The following is a 15557-nucleotide window of genomic DNA, read 5'->3' on the forward strand; positions in this document are numbered from 1 at the left end:
CCCGCAGGGGAGGTACCGGGTGTTACGCGCGGTCCTGGCGGCCTTGTTGGTGGCCGTGGCACCGGCCCCGCCCCCGGCGGGGCCGGTCCCGCTCCGTGGCTGGAACGTCGAGGACAAGACCCACCGCGGCCCCGACGCCCTCCGGGACATCACGGAACGCCACTTCCGCGACCTTTCCGCCCACGGTTTCACCTTCGTTCGCCTGCTGGTGTTCTGGGACGATCTGGAACCGGTTCCCGGCCATTACAGCGAGCGATATCTCGCCCGAATCGAGCGCATTCTGGACTGGGCGCACCGGTATCGCCTCCGCGTGCTCCTGGATGCCCATCAGGACGTCTACGGACCGGCTTTCGGCGGCCACCGCGGCATTCCGGAATGGGCCACGCGCACGGACGGCCTGCCGTATACGCCGCATCCCGGCGACTGGTTCTCCGAGTACTACGAGCCCGCCGTACAGGCCGCGTTCGAGCACCTTTACCAGGATGCGGATCTGCGGAATGCGCAGGCCCGCATGTGGCAGGTGCTGGCCGCCCGGTTCGTACGGCATCCGGCGGTTCTCGGCTACGACCTGATGAACGAGCCGATGGGAAAAGTGCGCCCCGGCGAGGACTTCCCCGCCGCGGCGCGCCGCATCGAATCGACGCAACTGACGCCGATGTACGGGCGTATTGCCGCGGCGATCCGCCGCGTGGACCGGCGGAACTGGCTGTTCGTGGAGCCGACCCCCGCCGCCGGCGAGGGCCTGCCCACCGGGCTCGGCCGGATCGCCGACCCGAAGGTGGTGTACGCGCCGCATCTGTACGACGCGGCGATGGAGGCGGGACGGGACTACGACCCCGCCTCCGGCTGGCTCGCGCGGTTCGAGGCCGCCGTGGTGCGGTACGCGCGGGAGTACAAGGTCCCCGTCGTGGTGGGCGAATGGGGCTCGCCCCGCAGCGAGTTGCCGCACATGCGGCGGTTCTACCGCGACGCGCTGGCGTCGATGGAGCGGTACACCTCCGGCTGGGCGAGCTACACCTGGTGCTACGGGGCCGGGTACTGCGCGGTGGACACGGCGGGCCGGTTCCTGCCGAACAAGGAGCTCACCGCGCGCCCGTTCACTCCTTCCGGCCCCGCCCTCGACTGAGCACGGCGCCGATGCCGGCCGCCGCCTCCGTCAAGTGGGCCCGTACCTCCGCCAGCTGATCGGCCGTCACGCCGTGGTCCCGGGCCGTGTCCCGCACCTCGTCGCGGAACCGGTCGAGCAGCCGCTCGAGTTCGCGGCCGGCGTCCTTCCACGACTGCCGGGCCCGCCGGCTCTCCTCCTTGGCCCGCCGGGCCTGCTCCTTCCACTCCTCCTTCGCGCGCCGCAACTCCTCCCTGGCGCCCGCGAAGTAGTCGGTGAACGCCTCGGCGCCGCCCGGTCCGCCGCCCGCCCCGTTGCCCGCGCGGGCCCGCAGTGCGGCCTCGCGCATCTCGCGGCGCAGGTCGCCGGCCGCGCCGCGGACGTCCTCGCGGATGTCCGCGGCCAGCGCGGCGACGGATTCGCCGATCTCCAGCTCCAGCTCGGCCAGTTCGCCCTGCCGGTCGGCGAGTTCGGCGCGCCCGGCGTCCGTGATGGAGTAGACCTTTCGGCCGCCCTCCGTCGCGTGCGTGACGAGCCCCTCGGCCTCCAGCTTGGCCAGCCGCGGGTACACCGTGCCGGCCGACGGCGCGTAGAGCCCCTGGAAGCGCTCCTCCAGCTGCCGGATGATCTCGTACCCGTGGCGCGGCGCCTCGTCGAGGAGCTTGAGCAGATAGAGCCGCAGCCGGCCGTGGGCGAAGACGGGGGCCATCAGAGCACCTTCCCTTCCACCGGACCGGGGCCCGGTTCCGCGGATTCCGCCGGCCGGCGCAGGAGCGCCACGCCGCCGGACACCGTGGTGATCTTCAGGCGGCCGTTGCCCGTCCCCAGCCGCCCGGTGATGCGCTTGGCGCCCCACTGCCCGCCGACCCGCAGGTCCTCGAAGGCGCAGGAGACCGGGCCGCTGGCCGTGTTGGCCTCGACCTCGGCGTCGACCGGGTGCGGCAGCCGGATGGCGATCTCGCCGGAGACGCTGGTGAGCGTGAGCGAGGGGTTCGTCCCGGCGGTGCCGGAGAGGTCGACGAGCATGTCGCCGCTGACGGAGTCGGCCTTGACCGTGCCGCCCTCGGTCTCGACCAGCGTGAGGCTGCCGGAGACGGAGTTGAAGCGCAGCTCGCCGCCGAGCGACTGGGCCTCCAGGCGGCCGGAGACCGTGTCGGCCCGGACCGCGCCCGTCAGGCCGACGAGCGTGGCCTCGCCGGAGACGGTGGCGATCTTGGCGTCGCCGGAGGTGCGGGAGACGACGGCGCCCGCGGAGACGGTGCCGACGTCGACGGGCGTGGCCGTCGGGACGGTGAGCGTGACGGTGACCCTGCGGTACCGCTCCTTGGGGTCGAACCACTTGAGGAAGCCCGCCCACGGCACGTCGTCATATGTGACGGTCAGGGTGCCGCTCGTGTGGGTGACGGTGAGCGGGGGGCCCTCGATCTCCGTCAGCTCCAGCCGGGCGGGCCCGGTGTCCGTGCCGACGACGTTGACCGTGCCGGCCACGAGGCGCACCTTCAGGGCCGTGACCGGCTCGTCGAAGGTGAGCTTCTGTGGCGCGGTCAGTGACCACTTCGACTGGGTGGGCATTCCGGGCCTCCTCTGACCAAGGACGCAACATATCGCGTCTTGCAAGACACGATATATCGCGGCCGGTGGAAGTCAAGTGCCGCCGCCGTGGCTTAGCGTTGACGCATGTCCGCAACTGATCACAGCCGGGCGGCGGGGGTTCTGCTGCTCTGCCGGGCCGAGCCCGACCGCGTCCGACCTTCCGCGCAGCTCCTGCGCGAACCGCTCCTCCTGGCCCCGGCGGGCGAGGGGTGGAGCGTGCTCGTGCCGGGTGAGGAGGCCTGGCGCGAGGAGGGCTCGCAGATCGCCGCCATGACGGCGGACTGGGCACACGCGCTGACCGTCGCCGAGACCTGGCCGGCGGTCGGGCTGTGGTGGGACGAACAGGGCGCGGGCTTCGTGGTGGCGTCCGGCTTCCGCCGCACCGTCGGCTACACGTGGCTCGCGGACGGTACGCCGCTGGGCGGCGAGGACGCGATGACCGCGCTGCGGGCGCGGCTCGGGCTCGATCCGGTGCTGGACGCCGAGGCGTTCGACCGGCTCACGGAGGCGGACTCCGACGCGGATGCCGCTGCGCGGGTGCTCGGACTGATCGCGGTGCTGTCGCGGGCGGGGCTGGACCTGGGCCCCGGGCTGGCCCCCGGCGCCGGGGCGGAGCGGCTGCGGGCCGCGGCCGGGTCCCTGCCGGAGGCGGAGCCGGTGGAGTGGCCGGGGTGGCGGGCCGCCGTGCGCGGGCCGCGGGCCCGGGCGCTGGGGGTGGCCGAAGTGGCCGTCGGCGCGGGCCTGCTGCTGTGGGGGCGGCGGCGCCCCCGGGTCCGCCTGGCGGGTGCGCTGCTTGTCGCGGACGGCGCTCTGACCATCGCGTACGACACGTGGCGGGCGCGTAAGGGCTGAGGTTTCCGGGGCTGCGCCCCGGACCCTGCTCCGTCGTCGGCTGCGGGCCGTCCGGGGCTGGTCGCGCAGTTCCCCGCGCCCCTTCGGGGCGCAGACGTCTCTCGTCTGCTGCGGACCGTCGGTGGCGGGGGCATGCGCCCCGTAAGGGGCGCGGGGAACTGCGCGAGCAACCGCAGCGGACCCGCAGCCGACGACGCAACCCCTACTCGTCGTCCTCGTCGTCCAGCCGCGCCAACCACGTCGCGAGACGTTCCACCGGCACCTCGAAGTCCGGGTTGAGGTCCACGAACGTGCGGAGCTGTTCGGCGACCCAGCCGAGGGTGACCTCGTCCTCGCCCCGCCGGTTCTCCAGCTCCTCGATGCCGCGGTCGGTGAAGTACAACGCACTCTCCGTCAGTGATAGTCAGCGATGGTCACGCATTACGGGTAGAGGCCCCAGGATAGGTCCGACTAGCCTGCTGCATCATCGCGGCTAGCGGGGGGTGGGACGCGTGGCTCAGGGGATCACTCAGGTCCGCCTGGACGACGGCACCGTCGTCTGGGCACGGATCACGGAAGCGCACGAACTCGGCGAGGACGACACGGCGGACGACGGCGGCTACGCCGACTCCAGCGCCGTGCGCCGCGTCGCCGACATGACCGACGGCCTGTCCGACGTCGTCCGCGGCGTCGTCGGCTCGCTCCGCATGGGCCTCGCGGCAGCGGCCCCGCAGGAGGTCGAGGTCGAGTTCGGGATCGAGCTGTCGGCCAAGGCCGGCAAGGTCATCAGCCTGCTCGCGGACGGCGAGGGCAAGGCGTCGATCACGGTACGGCTCACCTGGAACCAGGCGGAACGAGCGGAGCCCGCCGCCGCGACCCCGGCCGCTCCTTGAGCGCCTGGGACGGCCCCGCGCGCCGGTCGGTCGTACGCATTTCCGCGCCGGGCGGAGGGTATGAGCGAAGCGGCACCGGGTTCTGGGGCAGTGGCTTCTTCATCGCACCGGGGTGGGTGCTGACCTGTGCCCATGTCGTGGGGAACGGGGGTGGCGGCGTGCTCGGCGGCAGTACGGCCATCGACATCACCGACGCGGACGAGCGCACGGTGCAGGGCCGCGTCGCGCTGGTCCTGCCCGGACCGGCCGACCCGGACGCGCCGCCGCGCCGCTGGCCCCTGCCGGACCTCGCGCTGGTGGAGGTGGCGGACGCGGACGGCGCCGACTGCCTCTGGCTGAGCGACCGTTCGACGATCGTCCCCGCCCCGGTCAGCCTGCACGGCTGGTCGCTGGAGACCGGCGAGCTGGCCCTGCGCTTCGGCGTCGGCATCGCGGCCGGCGGCGACGGCACCGAGGGCAATGCGATGCTGCTGCGCGGCGAGATCCCGGTGGCCGGCTGCTCGGGCGGGCCCGTGGTGGACACCGCCCGCGGCGCGGTGATCGGGATGAGCAAGGGCCGCGGCAAGGACACCGCGGGCCTGGCCGTGCCCATCACGGCGCTGCGCCGCATCGCCGACGACGCCCCCGGCCGCAGCCTGCTGCACTCCGTCGTCCGGGCCCACGACCGCCACCACTTACGGCGCTACCGCACCCTGGGCATGCGCAGCTGGACGGGCCTGCAGCAGGATCACCGCCCGCACGCGGCCGACAGCTTCACGCCGGTGCTGCGCGCCCATCTCTTCGCCCGGCTCGCGGAGTTGCCGCCGCCCGGCACGCCCGCCGAGGTCATGGCGCTGGTGGACCGGGCCAAGCGCCGGGTGATCCAGGGGCCGTACCAGCCGGGGGTCGAGCACGACCCGCGCAGCTGGCGCGAGGGCGTGGGCCTGCTCTACGACGTGCGCGCCGGCGACGATGCCGACGGCCGCGACCCGGGCCGCGGCCCCGGGCGGGACCTGGAGCTGGAGGCCGTGCTGCTGTACACGGCCCTGGTGGTGGCGGAGCTCGGCCGGCCGGGGCGGCCGGGCCCGGCTGTGGACGGGCAGCTGCTGCGCGACGTCGGCACCTGGCTGGAGAACCACGCCGAGCCGCTCACCGACGTCATACGGTGGGAGATCGACGACATCCTGCACGGCGGCGCCCCCGACGGCCCGGTGCCGTTCCGCCGGCCGCGGCCCGACACCGTCGACCTGGACAAGCGCCCGTCACGCCCCGTCGCACCCGCCGCCACCCCGGCGCGCGCCCGCGCCGATGTGATCGTCGAGGTCGACGACGTGCTCTACGGCACCCGCTACCCCTGGCGCGTCAAACTCCTGCTGGAGGACGACCTGGTGACCCCCCTCAAGTTCGACGAGGAGGGCGTGCCCCGGGCCCTGCTGCGCGAGGCGCTGCGCGAGCCGATCGCCGAGGCGCTGAGCCTGGGGGACGTGGGGGAGCATCTGGCCGCCCTGCACGTGGTGTTGCCGCGCGAACTGTTCGACGAGCCGCTCGACACCTGGCAGTTGACCCCGCCGGGCCGCGCCGCCTCCGGCATCGACCCGCACACCATGCCGCTGGGACAGCGCAGAGTGGTCGTCGTACGCGACCGGCGCCGCCGGGACTTCCCCGCGATACCGGAGTGGCGCCGCCGCTGGAAGGCCGCGGCCGCGGGCCCGCTGACGGCCGTCTCGCTGCGCAAGGAGGTGCCGGAGCCGGGCCACGACAGCCCGCGCCGGGAGACCGGGCACGCGACGTACCGGAGACTGTCGTTCGTGGCCGACACCGCGGTGCCGGTCTACTGCGGCGAGGCCGCGGCGGGCGCGGGGGCCGCCGCGATGGAGGCGGCGCTGGCCGCCGGGCACGCGGTGGCGATCTGGCGGCGCTGCGCCCCGGACCACCGCGACTGCGCGGACTTCCACGACCAGGTCTCCCGGCTGGTGAGCGAGGCCGGCACGGCCGAGGGGCTGCCCCACCGGATACGCGAACTCCGCATCGCCTGCGGGGATCCCGACGAGATCGACCCCGGCGCGCGGTGGGCGCAGTCGATCGCCCTGCTCCTCGACTCGCCGGACCATCCGCCGCTGCCCGACACGCCGTTGTACGCCCCCGGCACATGGCCAGGGGTGTCGTGATGGCGGTGCGCACGGCTCCGGCGGCCGGTACCTTCGTCCCGGGAGCGGCGCCGGCCCATCGGACACCCCTGAGGTCACCATCAGCCGTGAGGAGCCACGCGTGAACGATTGGCGCATCTACCGAGGGGCGGGCCTGCCGCACGACGGGATCCGGCGGCTGCCGCCGCCCCCGCCCTGGCGGGACTTCGCCGCGACGGCGCCCGACGCGGGGGCCGCCACCGATCCCAGCGCCGCGCGCCGGCTCGGGGTGCTGCGCCGGCTGGTGGAGAACCACCACCCGCGCCCCGAGGAGGTCGAGGCCGTCAACGCCGCGCTCTACCTGCGCCGCCCGCTGCTGGTGACGGGCAACCCGGGCACCGGCAAGTCGACGCTGGCGCACGCCGTCGCCCATGAGCTGGGCCTGGGCAGGGTGCTGCGCTGGCCGATCGTCAGCCGCTCCACGCTGCGCGACGGGCTGTACCACTACGACGCCATCGCCCGCCTCCAGGACGTCCAGCTGGAGCGGGCCGGGGGCGACGGCGGGGAGCGGCGCTCCATCGGCTCGTACGTCCGCCTGGGCCCGCTCGGCACGGCGCTGCTGCCGGCGGAGCAGCCGCGGGTGCTGCTCGTCGACGAGCTCGACAAGAGCGACCTCGACCTGCCCAACGACCTGCTCAACGCCCTGGAGGAAGGGGAGTTCCACCTTCCGGAGCTGGAGCGGATCGCCGACCGGGAGCCCGAGGTCGAGGTGCTCACCGACGACGGCGGGCGGGCCGTGATCCAGGGCGGGCGGGTGCGCTGCACCACCTTCCCGCTGATCGTGCTCACCTCCAACGGCGAACGCGACTTCCCCGCGGCCCTGTTGCGGCGCTGCATCCAGCTCGACCTCAAACCGCCCGGCGAGGAGCAGCTGACCGCGATGGTGCGGGCGCACCTGGGGGACGACGCCGTGACCGACGGCGACGCCCTCATCCAGCGCTTCCTGGACCGCGAGCCGGGTGAGGTCATCGCCGCCGACCAGCTGCTGAACGCCCTCTTCCTCACCCAGCACGCGCCGCGCACGGAACGGGTCACGCGGGACCGGCTCGCCGAAATGCTGATGCAGCCACTCGACCGTCCGAGGTGATGACATGACGGCGCCGCCCCCCGAGCAGCCGCTGGGGCAGCTGGTCGCCCGCCTGCGCGCCGCCTCCTGGGAGCTCACGGCGGAGGAGCTCGCGGACGCGGTGTGGCTGGCCCGGTGGACGGGCCCGTACCCCGCGGAGCAGGGGCACGGGGCGGAGAGCGAACCGGAGCCGCCGCGCCCCGCGTTCGCCGACGGCGGCGTGCACAGCGCCGTCGAGGCCCCGGAGGCCCGCCCGCCCGGGCGGGACGACGGTGCGCCGCCGGCGGAGCGGTCCGGTGCGTCGCGGCTCGCCGAGCGCACCGGTCCCGTGCAGCTGTACGCCCGCGGCGGCCGCACCGGCGGCGGCGTCGACGCCTTCCCGATACGGATCCCGATGGCCGCCTCCCTGCCCGGACTGCTCGGCCTGCAGCGGGCGTTGCGGCCGCTGCGGGGCTACCGGCCCGCGGCGGCGCGCGCCCGGGGGCCGCTGGACGAGGACGCAACCGCCGAGCGCGGCGCCTGCACGGGCGTCCTGTACCCCGTCTTCCGGCGGGGCGGGCGGCGGGCGGCGTCCATGCAGCTGCTGATGGACGCCTCGCCCTCCATGGTGGTCTGGGAACGGATGCTGGAGGAACTGCGGCAGACCTGCGCCCAGCTGGGCGTCTTCCGGGACGTCCAGGTGCGCTATCTGCACCGGGCGGACGACGGCACGCCGCTCGTCGGCACCTCGGCCTCGCCCGCCGCGGCACGCCGGCAACGACCGCGGCCCGCCGACCAGTTCCGTGACCCGACCGGGCAGCGGCTCACGCTCGTCATCAGCGACTGCGTGGGGCCGCTGTGGCAGGAGGGGCGGGCACAGCGGCTGTTGCACCACTGGTCGCGGAGTTCGCCGCTGGCCGTCGTGCAGCCGCTGCCGCCGCGGATGTGGCCGCGGACGGCGCTGCCCGCGGGAGGCGGCACGCTGGTGCGCGACCCCGGGCCCGGCGGCCGGCTGGGCTTCGAACCCGAGGGCTACGGCCCGTTGCCCGCCCCGGGCGCGCTGCCCGTGCCCGTCCTGCTGCCCACGCGCGAGGCGCTGGGCAGCTGGGCGCGGCTGCTGTCCGGCCCCGGCCGGACGACCGTGCACGGCGCCGCGGGCTGGCTGCTGCCGGACCACCCGGCCCGGCCGGTGCCGCCCGGGTGCACCGGCCGCGACGCCGACCAGCTGCTCCGGACGTTCCGGGCGGGCGCCTCGCCCGGGGCGCTGCGGCTCGCCGTGCACCTGGCCGCCGTTCCGCTGACGCTGCCGGTGATGCAGGTGGTGCAGCGCGCGATGCTGCCCGACACCGGGCCCATGGAACTGGCCGAAGTCCTGCTGGGCGGGCTGCTGCAGCGCGTCCCCGACCCCCGGGACGACGGGTTCCCCGGCGTGGACGCGGCCTCGTACTGGTACGAATTCGCCGACGGCGTGCGGGAGATGCTGCTCCGCAACCTCGACCGCGGCGCGGCGGCCCTGGTGCTCAAGCACTGCTCGGACTATGTGGAACGGCACTTCGGCAAGGGCGCCCGCAACTTCGCCGCCCTCGCGGCCGCGCAGCTCGCGGGCGACGAGCCCGTGGCGCCGGGCCCCGAGCGGCTGCTGTCGGGGGCCGCCGAGCCCGAGCTGTTCGCGGAGATCCCCGCCCGCGTGGTGCGCTGGTACCGGCCCGTGCCGGTGGGCAGCGGCCCCGTGGGCGAGGCGGAACGGCTGCTGCGCCTGTGGCGGGTCCAGGCCGACCCGACCCTGCTGCACCGCGCCCGCACCCTGGCCCGCCCGGCGGCCGGCGCCCCGCTCGCCGTGGAGGGGGACGCCGACGGCATAAGGGCCAGGATCGTCCTGGGCGAGGTGCTGCTGGCCCTGGCCGGCACCGAGGCCGTGCGCGGCGACGCACAGGCGTGCCGCAGCGTGCTGGAGGAGGCCGTCGACCTGCTGGACGAGGTCCACGCCCACACCCCCGCGGGCAGCCCCCGGCACACGGAGGCGGCCCTGGAACTGGCCGCGGCCCACCACGCCTGCTGGAAACAGCACGGCGGCGACCACCACCTGCTGACCGCCGCCCGCATACTGCGCGCCCTCCCCGGCGGCCGCCCGGCCCGGCATCTGCGCCTGGGCCGCGTCCTGCTGGACCTGGGCGCCGCGCACGCGGCCGAGGCCGCCGCCGAACTCCGCATCGCCTGCGACCTCCTGGACACCACGGAGGCCCCGCCCGCACAGCGCTGCGCGGCCCTGCTCGACCTGGCCGGGGCGCTGCGCCTGGCACAGGCCCCCGCCACGGAGTCGCTCGCCGTCCTGGCCCGCGCCTCGGCCTCGGCCACGGACGACCTGCAGCGGCTGGCCTGCCTGGCGGAACAGGCCCGCGCCCATGACTCCGCCGGGGCGCCGGCCGAGTCGGACGAGGCCTATGCGGCCGCGGTCGCCCTCACGGACCGGCACAGTGTGCAGCGCTGCGAACTCCTCATGGAATGGGGCGAGTCGCTGCTGCGCCGGGCCGCCGCCGGGGCGCCCCGGCCGTCCCGCGGCCCGGACCTGTCGACTCCGCCGCACGGCACGCCGGTGGTGCCGGTTCCCTCTCAGGCGTCCGTCGATCCGGACCGGTCGGCGGTGGCCGCTGCCGCCGAGGGGGTGGACGATGCGGCCGCCCGCGCCGAGGCCGTGCTGCGGGAGGCGTTCGCCATGAGTCCGGGGCGGTCGCCGTTGCTGTCGCGGACCCAGCTGCTGCTCGGGCGGGCGCTGGTGCTGCGGTTCCGGCGGCAGGGGTTCCTGCCCGACCTGTACGAGAGCAGTCACCTGCTGGAACAGGCCGCGCGGCGCGCACCGGACGGGCCCACCCGGGCCGAGGCCTGGCTCGAACTCGGCGAGGCACGGCTGGCGTTGGCCGAGCGCGGGGCGGCACCGCAGGCCGACGCGGCCGCGGCGTTCGCGTCCGCCGTGGAGGAGGCCCGCACGGCGGAGGCGTACCTCGTCGCGGCCCGGGCCGCCCACCGGTACGGCATCGTCCTGGAGGGCATGGGACTCCACCGCTCCGCCCTCGCCGCCTACCGCGACGCACAGCGCGCCTGGCACGAACTCACCGACCGGCTGGCCGAGGTGCCGTGGGACGAGGTCGAGGCCAACCGGAACAGCATCCGGCGGCTCGAACGCGTTTCCGGATGACGGGGCCTGGGAAGAACCGTGCAGCCGCGGGGCCGTTCCGCGGCGGGCGGCAGGGAGGAGAAGAGGGTGCCGAAGCACGAGAGCGGAACGCTGCCGCTGCCCGACCTCACCGGGATGAGCCTGCGCTCGCTGCGTGCGGCGCGCCCCGAACAGGACCCGGTCCTGGCGGCCGTCGTCGACCGCGCCCTGCAGCGCCCGGCGGAGCTGGGGGAGACCTGGTACTCGTGCGGTACCGAGGGCGGCCGGGCGCGCGGATGATGCCCGGCCCCCGGCCCGCCGGGCCGGCCCTGGCGCGCCTGGCCCGCACCCGGTCCGCCCACGGTGACGTCGCCCTGCTGCTCGGCGGGGTGCACAGCCGCCGCCTGGTGCTGCTCAAGTCCCTGCTGACCCGGCTGGAGCGGCACCCCGGCGCCGTACCCGCCCCCGCCCGCCAACGCTTCGAGGACCACTGGAGGTTGCTGGAGGCCGCCGAGTCGCTGCACCCGCACTCGGTGCGCCGCACCCTCGACTACCCGGCCGTGGGCCACTGGCTGGCCCGCGTCCTCGCCGCCGCGGACGGCGGACAACTGGCCGGCCTCCTGGACGGGTTCGGGGCCGTCGCCGCCTCCGCCGCCCTGCGGGCGGGCACCGACTTCACCCTCGAACTCGCCGCCCCCGGCGGCGTGCTGGCCCTGCCCGGCATCGGCGTACTGGGCTGCGGCACCCCCACGGCCCGCCTCACCGCCCGCGGCCCGGCGGCCCACCTCGACCCCGGCCCCGTCCTGCACCGCGCCGCCGGGCGCGTGCACGGCAGCGGCACCGGCTGGCGCGGCCTGCGCCCGCTCCCCGGCAGCGCCGGCTGTCTGGACGACCTGGACCCGTATCGAGCCCCGCCCGGCGGCGTCGGCCACACCGCCCTGCCCGCCGCCCCGCGTTCGGCCACCGCCGTCCAGCCCTGGCTGCCCCGCTGGCGCGCGGCCCTGGCCCTGCTGCGCTTCGCCGACCCGCTGCGCGCCGCGGAGACCACGGCCCTGCTGCGCTGTCTGGTGCCGCTCACCCGCAGCGGCCCGCTGGGCCATGATGCGGGGCAGATCAGCGCCACCCTCCGGGCGGCCCCCGGAGCGGTGCTCTGCACCCTGCCGGACACCGCGGCGGACCTGGCCGAGGTCCTCGTCCACGAGACCCAGCACAGCAAACTCGCCGTGCTCCACGACCTCGTACCGCTGCACCGGGCCGGCCCGGACGCCGTCCACCAGGTCCCCTGGCGCCCCGACCCGCGGCCCTTCGAGGGCGTGCTCCAGGGCACGTACGCCCATCTCGCCCTCGCCGACTTCTGGACCCGGGCGGCCCGCCGCGACGGCCTCGCGCCCACCGTCCGGAATGTCGCCGTGGCGCGGGGTGATGCCTGCCGCAGGCAGGTCGCGCAAGCCCTGCCCCTCCTGCTTGAATCCAGGGAACTGACTCCCGCCGGACGGGAGTTCGCGGCCTGTATGCAGCAGCACCTCGGCTGCCTGCGGCGGTCCGTGGGCCCGTCGGCGACGGTCTGCGGAACGTCACCTTCCAGTGACGTACGGTAATCTTGGGGCAAAGCCGGTCTCGGCCGGGGGCACCGCGAAGGAACGAGGGAGACGGGCGATGAGCACGCAGCGGCAGGGTTCCGGCAGCGGTTCGGCGCAGGCCGGCGAGAGCTTCGTCGTCGTCTTCGCCGGGTTCCACCGGCCCTGGGGCACCTGGATCTCCCACCGCCTGGAGAGCCACGGCCACTCCGTCGTCCTGCACCGCTGGGACCCGCGCCGCGAGGTGCCGCTGGAGGACTACCTCGGCGACCTGCTGCTGGCCACCGGCCGGATCCTGCTGGTGCTGGACGACTGGTTCTTCGCCCTCGGCCCGCGCCGCGAGGGCGAGTGGTCCGAGGCCCTGCGCGGCATCGTCGCCCGCAACGCCGACCGCTTCGCCGCCGTCAACCTCACCAACCGCCCCCTGCTGCCCGCCACCGTCGTCCTCAAGCCCGTCGAACTGTGGGGCGTGGGAGCCCAGGAGGCCGAGCGCCGGCTGCTCGGCCGGCTCGACCTCCCGGCCGGCCCCGCCCGCCGCTCCCTGCCACCCGGCCCCGGCACCCGCTACCCCAACGACCCGCCCGCCGTCTGGGGCGAGGTCCCCCGCCGCAACGCCCGCTTCACCGGCCGCGACGACCTGCTCAACTCCCTCCAGGAACAGCTGATGGACGCCGACCAGGGCACCGCCGTGTGCGCCCTGGTCGGCATGCCCGGCATCGGCAAGACCCAGCTGGCCGCCGAGTACGCGCACCGCTTCAGCTCCGACTACGACGTCGTCTGGTGGGTCAACTCCGACACCCGCGGCACCCAGCGCGAGCGCCTCGGCGAACTCGCCCCCGAACTCGGCCTGATCGCCGGCTCCGAGCCCGGCGAGCGCATCCGCGCCGTCCACGAGGCGCTGCGCCGCGGCGACCCCTACCCCCGCTGGCTGCTGATCTTCGACGGCTGGGACGACCCGGAGGGTGCCGAGGACCTGCTGCCCGACGGCGCGGGCCATGTGCTGATCACCTCCCGCAACCGCCGCTGGGCCGAGGCCGGCGCCACCCCCGTGGAGATCCCCGGCTTCCAGCGCCACGAGTCCACCGGCTACCTGATGCGCCGCGCCCCGCGGATCACCGCGGAGGAGGCCGACGCGGTCTCCGCCGAGCTGGAGGACATCCCCCTCGCGCTCGTCCAGGCGGCCGCCTGGCTGGGCGAATCCGACATGGACGTCGCCGACTACCTGCGCATGGTGCGGAGCGGCGAACTCGCCGGATTCGCCGACCAGCCGGGCTTCGACAGCGTTCCCCGCTCGTCCCTCACCTCCTGGTCGATACTGATCAACCGGCTCCGCGAGGCCCAGCCCCACGCCGTCGAACTCCTGTCGCTGTGCACGGCGTTCGCGCCCGGCCGGATCCCCATCGGCCTCGTGCGCCGCCTCCCGCCGTCCCAACTGCCCGAGGGCCTCGCCTGGCTCGCCGGCGACCTGCCCAGCTGGACCCGTGCCCTCGACACCCTCGTCAGCTACTCCGTCATCAGCGCCCGCGACACCCGCACCGCCCTGGCCGGCGAACCCGGCCCCGAACAGGAGTCGGTGCATATGCACCGGCTCGTCCACGACATCGTCTCCCGCCTCACCGCCCCCGACGAGCAGCGCGAATACCGCCGCGTCGTCCGCCGCACGCTCGCCGCCGCCGACCCCGGCAACCCCCAGGACAGCCGCCTGTGGCCGCGCTACGCCGAACTGCTGCCCCACCTGGAGCCCTCCGGCGCGTTCGCCAGCAACGACGCGGGCGTCCAGACGACCGTCCTCAACCTGCTGCGCTACTGCTTCCGCAGCGGCGAGTTCCGCCTCGGCGCCGAACTCGCCGAGAAGATCCGCATGCAGTGGTCCGAGATGTTCCCGCCCGAGCACCCGCGGATGCTCGACCTCACCACCCAGCAGACCAACATCCTGCGCTCCCACGGCGGTTTCCGCGCCGCCTACGAACTCGACCGCGCCGTCCTGGAACGCCTGCGCTGCACCCCCGGCGCCGAACCCACCGCCCTGATGACCGCCACCAGCAGCCTCGCCGCCGACCAGCGGTACCTCGGTCAGTACGCCGAGGCGCTGCAGATGCAGCGCGAGGTCCTGGACACGGCCCTGCGACTGCTGGGCCCCGACGACTACCTGACCCTCCTCGCCCAGCACAACCTGGGCCTGGGCCTACGGCTGCTGGGCCGCTACGCCGAGGCGTACGACATCGACCTGGAGACCCTGCGCAAGCGCGAGGCCCTGCTGCGCACCCGGCACGCCGCCACCCTCGTCTCCGGCCTCTCCTGCGCCCGCGACCTGCGCCTGATGGGCCGCTACGCGGACGCCCTGGCCCGCCAGGAACTGGTGGTCCGCATGCACATCCAGGTCCTCGGCCCGCAGCACCCGCAGACCCTGCGCGCCCGCCACAACCTGGTGCTCTGCGAACGCCGCGCCGGGACGCTGCAGGACATCGGCGGCGCGATGGCCGGCCTGCTGGAGCAGATGGAGCAGGTCCACGGGCGCCGCCACTACGCCACGACGACCTTCCTCGTGGACTACGGCAACTACCTGCGCGAGCACGGCGAACTGGACCACGCGCGCGACCTCATCCTGGAGGGCGACCACGCCTTCCGCGAACTGCTGGGCCCCGCACACCCGATCAGCACCGGGATGCAGTCCAACGTGGGCCTCATCCTGCAGGCGGCGGGCGAACGGGCCGACGCGCTCACCCTGTTCGAGCAGGCGTACGCGGGCCTGGCGGCCGCGCTGGGCCCCGACCACCCCGCGGTCCTGGGCTGCGCCCTGAACGCGGCCGCCGGCCGCAACTTCAACGGCCGCCTGGACAGCGCGGAGGAGCTGAGCCGGGACACCTTGCGCCGGGCGCGGCATGCGCTCGGGCAGGATCATCCGTTCACGTTGTCGTGCGAGGTCGCTCTCGCGATGGACCTGCGGGGGCTGCGGCAGCACGAGGAGGCGGGGAAGGTGGAGGAGGACGCCCTCCAGCGCCTTACGCGCACCTTGGGTGCGCAGCACCCGCATACGTTGTCGGCGCGCCAACGGGTGCGGCCGTACTGGGACTTCGAGCCGTACCTCGGCTGACCGCCGTCTGTGGTTGCTCGCGCAGTTCCCCGCGCCCCGTAAGGGGCGCGGGGAACTGCGCGAGCAACCCAAAAGGGCCCGCACCGAAAAACGATGCGGACCC

General features: G+C 75.1%; 12 protein-coding genes. 9 read left to right on the top strand and 3 right to left on the bottom strand.

The genetic code is table 11. From position 1 onward, the window contains the following. Nucleotides 1-19 precede the first annotated feature (19 nt). The gene (locus HG542_RS22750) at nt 20-1126 is read left to right on the top strand and encodes a glycoside hydrolase family 5 protein (protein ID WP_171084364.1); all 1107 of its coding nucleotides are present in this window, start codon (nt 20-22) and stop codon (nt 1124-1126) included. Here HG542_RS22750 and HG542_RS22755 read toward each other — a convergent pair. Both HG542_RS22755 and HG542_RS22760 read right to left on the bottom strand, forming a co-directional pair. Further along, a complete protein-coding gene (locus HG542_RS22755) occupies nt 1098-1814 on the bottom strand; it encodes a PadR family transcriptional regulator (protein ID WP_171084366.1) in 717 nt (238 codons plus the stop codon). The genes HG542_RS22750 and HG542_RS22755 overlap by 29 nt on opposite strands. Further along, a complete protein-coding gene (locus HG542_RS22760; protein WP_171084368.1) occupies nt 1814-2677 on the bottom strand; it encodes a DUF4097 family beta strand repeat-containing protein in 864 nt (287 codons plus the stop codon). The genes HG542_RS22755 and HG542_RS22760 overlap by 1 nt, the downstream gene beginning before the upstream one ends. Before the next feature lie 105 nt (nt 2678-2782). Between HG542_RS22760 and HG542_RS22765 the strand changes: the two genes are divergently transcribed. After that, the gene (locus HG542_RS22765) at nt 2783-3550 is read left to right on the top strand and encodes a hypothetical protein (protein WP_171084370.1); all 768 of its coding nucleotides are present in this window, start codon (nt 2783-2785) and stop codon (nt 3548-3550) included. Between the two features lie 202 nt (nt 3551-3752). Here HG542_RS22765 and HG542_RS22770 read toward each other — a convergent pair whose 3' ends face one another. Further along, nucleotides 3753-3932, bottom strand: a complete 180-nt coding sequence (locus HG542_RS22770; protein WP_171084372.1) for a DUF6104 family protein — start codon at nt 3930-3932, stop codon at nt 3753-3755. A 109-nt stretch (nt 3933-4041) separates the two neighbouring features. On the opposite strand from HG542_RS22770, the gene HG542_RS22775 reads away from it, so the two are divergent. The 7 genes from HG542_RS22775 to fxsT all read left to right on the top strand — a co-directional run bounded on the left by HG542_RS22775 (nt 4042) and on the right by fxsT (nt 15454). Next, nucleotides 4042-4422, top strand: a complete 381-nt coding sequence (locus tag HG542_RS22775; RefSeq protein ID WP_171084374.1) for a CU044_2847 family protein — start codon at nt 4042-4044, stop codon at nt 4420-4422. Continuing rightward, entirely contained in the window at nt 4419-6569 is a 2151-nt protein-coding gene (locus HG542_RS22780; RefSeq protein WP_255316081.1) for a VMAP-C domain-containing protein, read from the top strand. The genes HG542_RS22775 and HG542_RS22780 overlap by 4 nt, the downstream gene beginning before the upstream one ends. Nucleotides 6570-6669: 100 nt before the next feature. After that, a complete protein-coding gene (locus HG542_RS22785; RefSeq protein WP_171084378.1) occupies nt 6670-7674 on the top strand; it encodes an AAA family ATPase in 1005 nt (334 codons plus the stop codon). Nucleotides 7675-7678: 4 nt separating this feature from the next. Then, a complete protein-coding gene (locus HG542_RS22790) occupies nt 7679-10825 on the top strand; it encodes an SAV_2336 N-terminal domain-related protein (RefSeq protein WP_171084380.1) in 3147 nt (1048 codons plus the stop codon). A gap of 66 nt (nt 10826-10891) precedes the next feature. Beyond that, nucleotides 10892-11083 (top strand): FxSxx-COOH-like cyclophane-containing RiPP peptide, encoded by a 192-nt coding sequence (locus tag HG542_RS22795; protein WP_171084382.1) that lies wholly within the window; start codon nt 10892-10894, stop codon nt 11081-11083. Next, the gene (locus HG542_RS22800; protein WP_171084383.1) at nt 11050-12381 is read left to right on the top strand and encodes an aKG-HExxH-type peptide beta-hydroxylase; all 1332 of its coding nucleotides are present in this window, start codon (nt 11050-11052) and stop codon (nt 12379-12381) included. The genes HG542_RS22795 and HG542_RS22800 overlap by 34 nt, the downstream gene beginning before the upstream one ends. 58 nt (nt 12382-12439) lie before the next feature. Then, nucleotides 12440-15454 carry an FxSxx-COOH system tetratricopeptide repeat protein gene (gene fxsT / locus HG542_RS22805; RefSeq protein WP_171084385.1) on the top strand — a complete coding sequence of 1005 codons (3015 nt, stop codon included), beginning with the start codon at nt 12440-12442 and terminating at the stop codon, nt 15452-15454. Nucleotides 15455-15557 lie beyond the last annotated feature (103 nt).

Source organism: Streptomyces morookaense (assembly GCF_013030945.1).
Taxonomy (GTDB): Bacteria; Actinomycetota; Actinomycetes; order Streptomycetales; family Streptomycetaceae; genus Streptomyces; species Streptomyces morookaensis.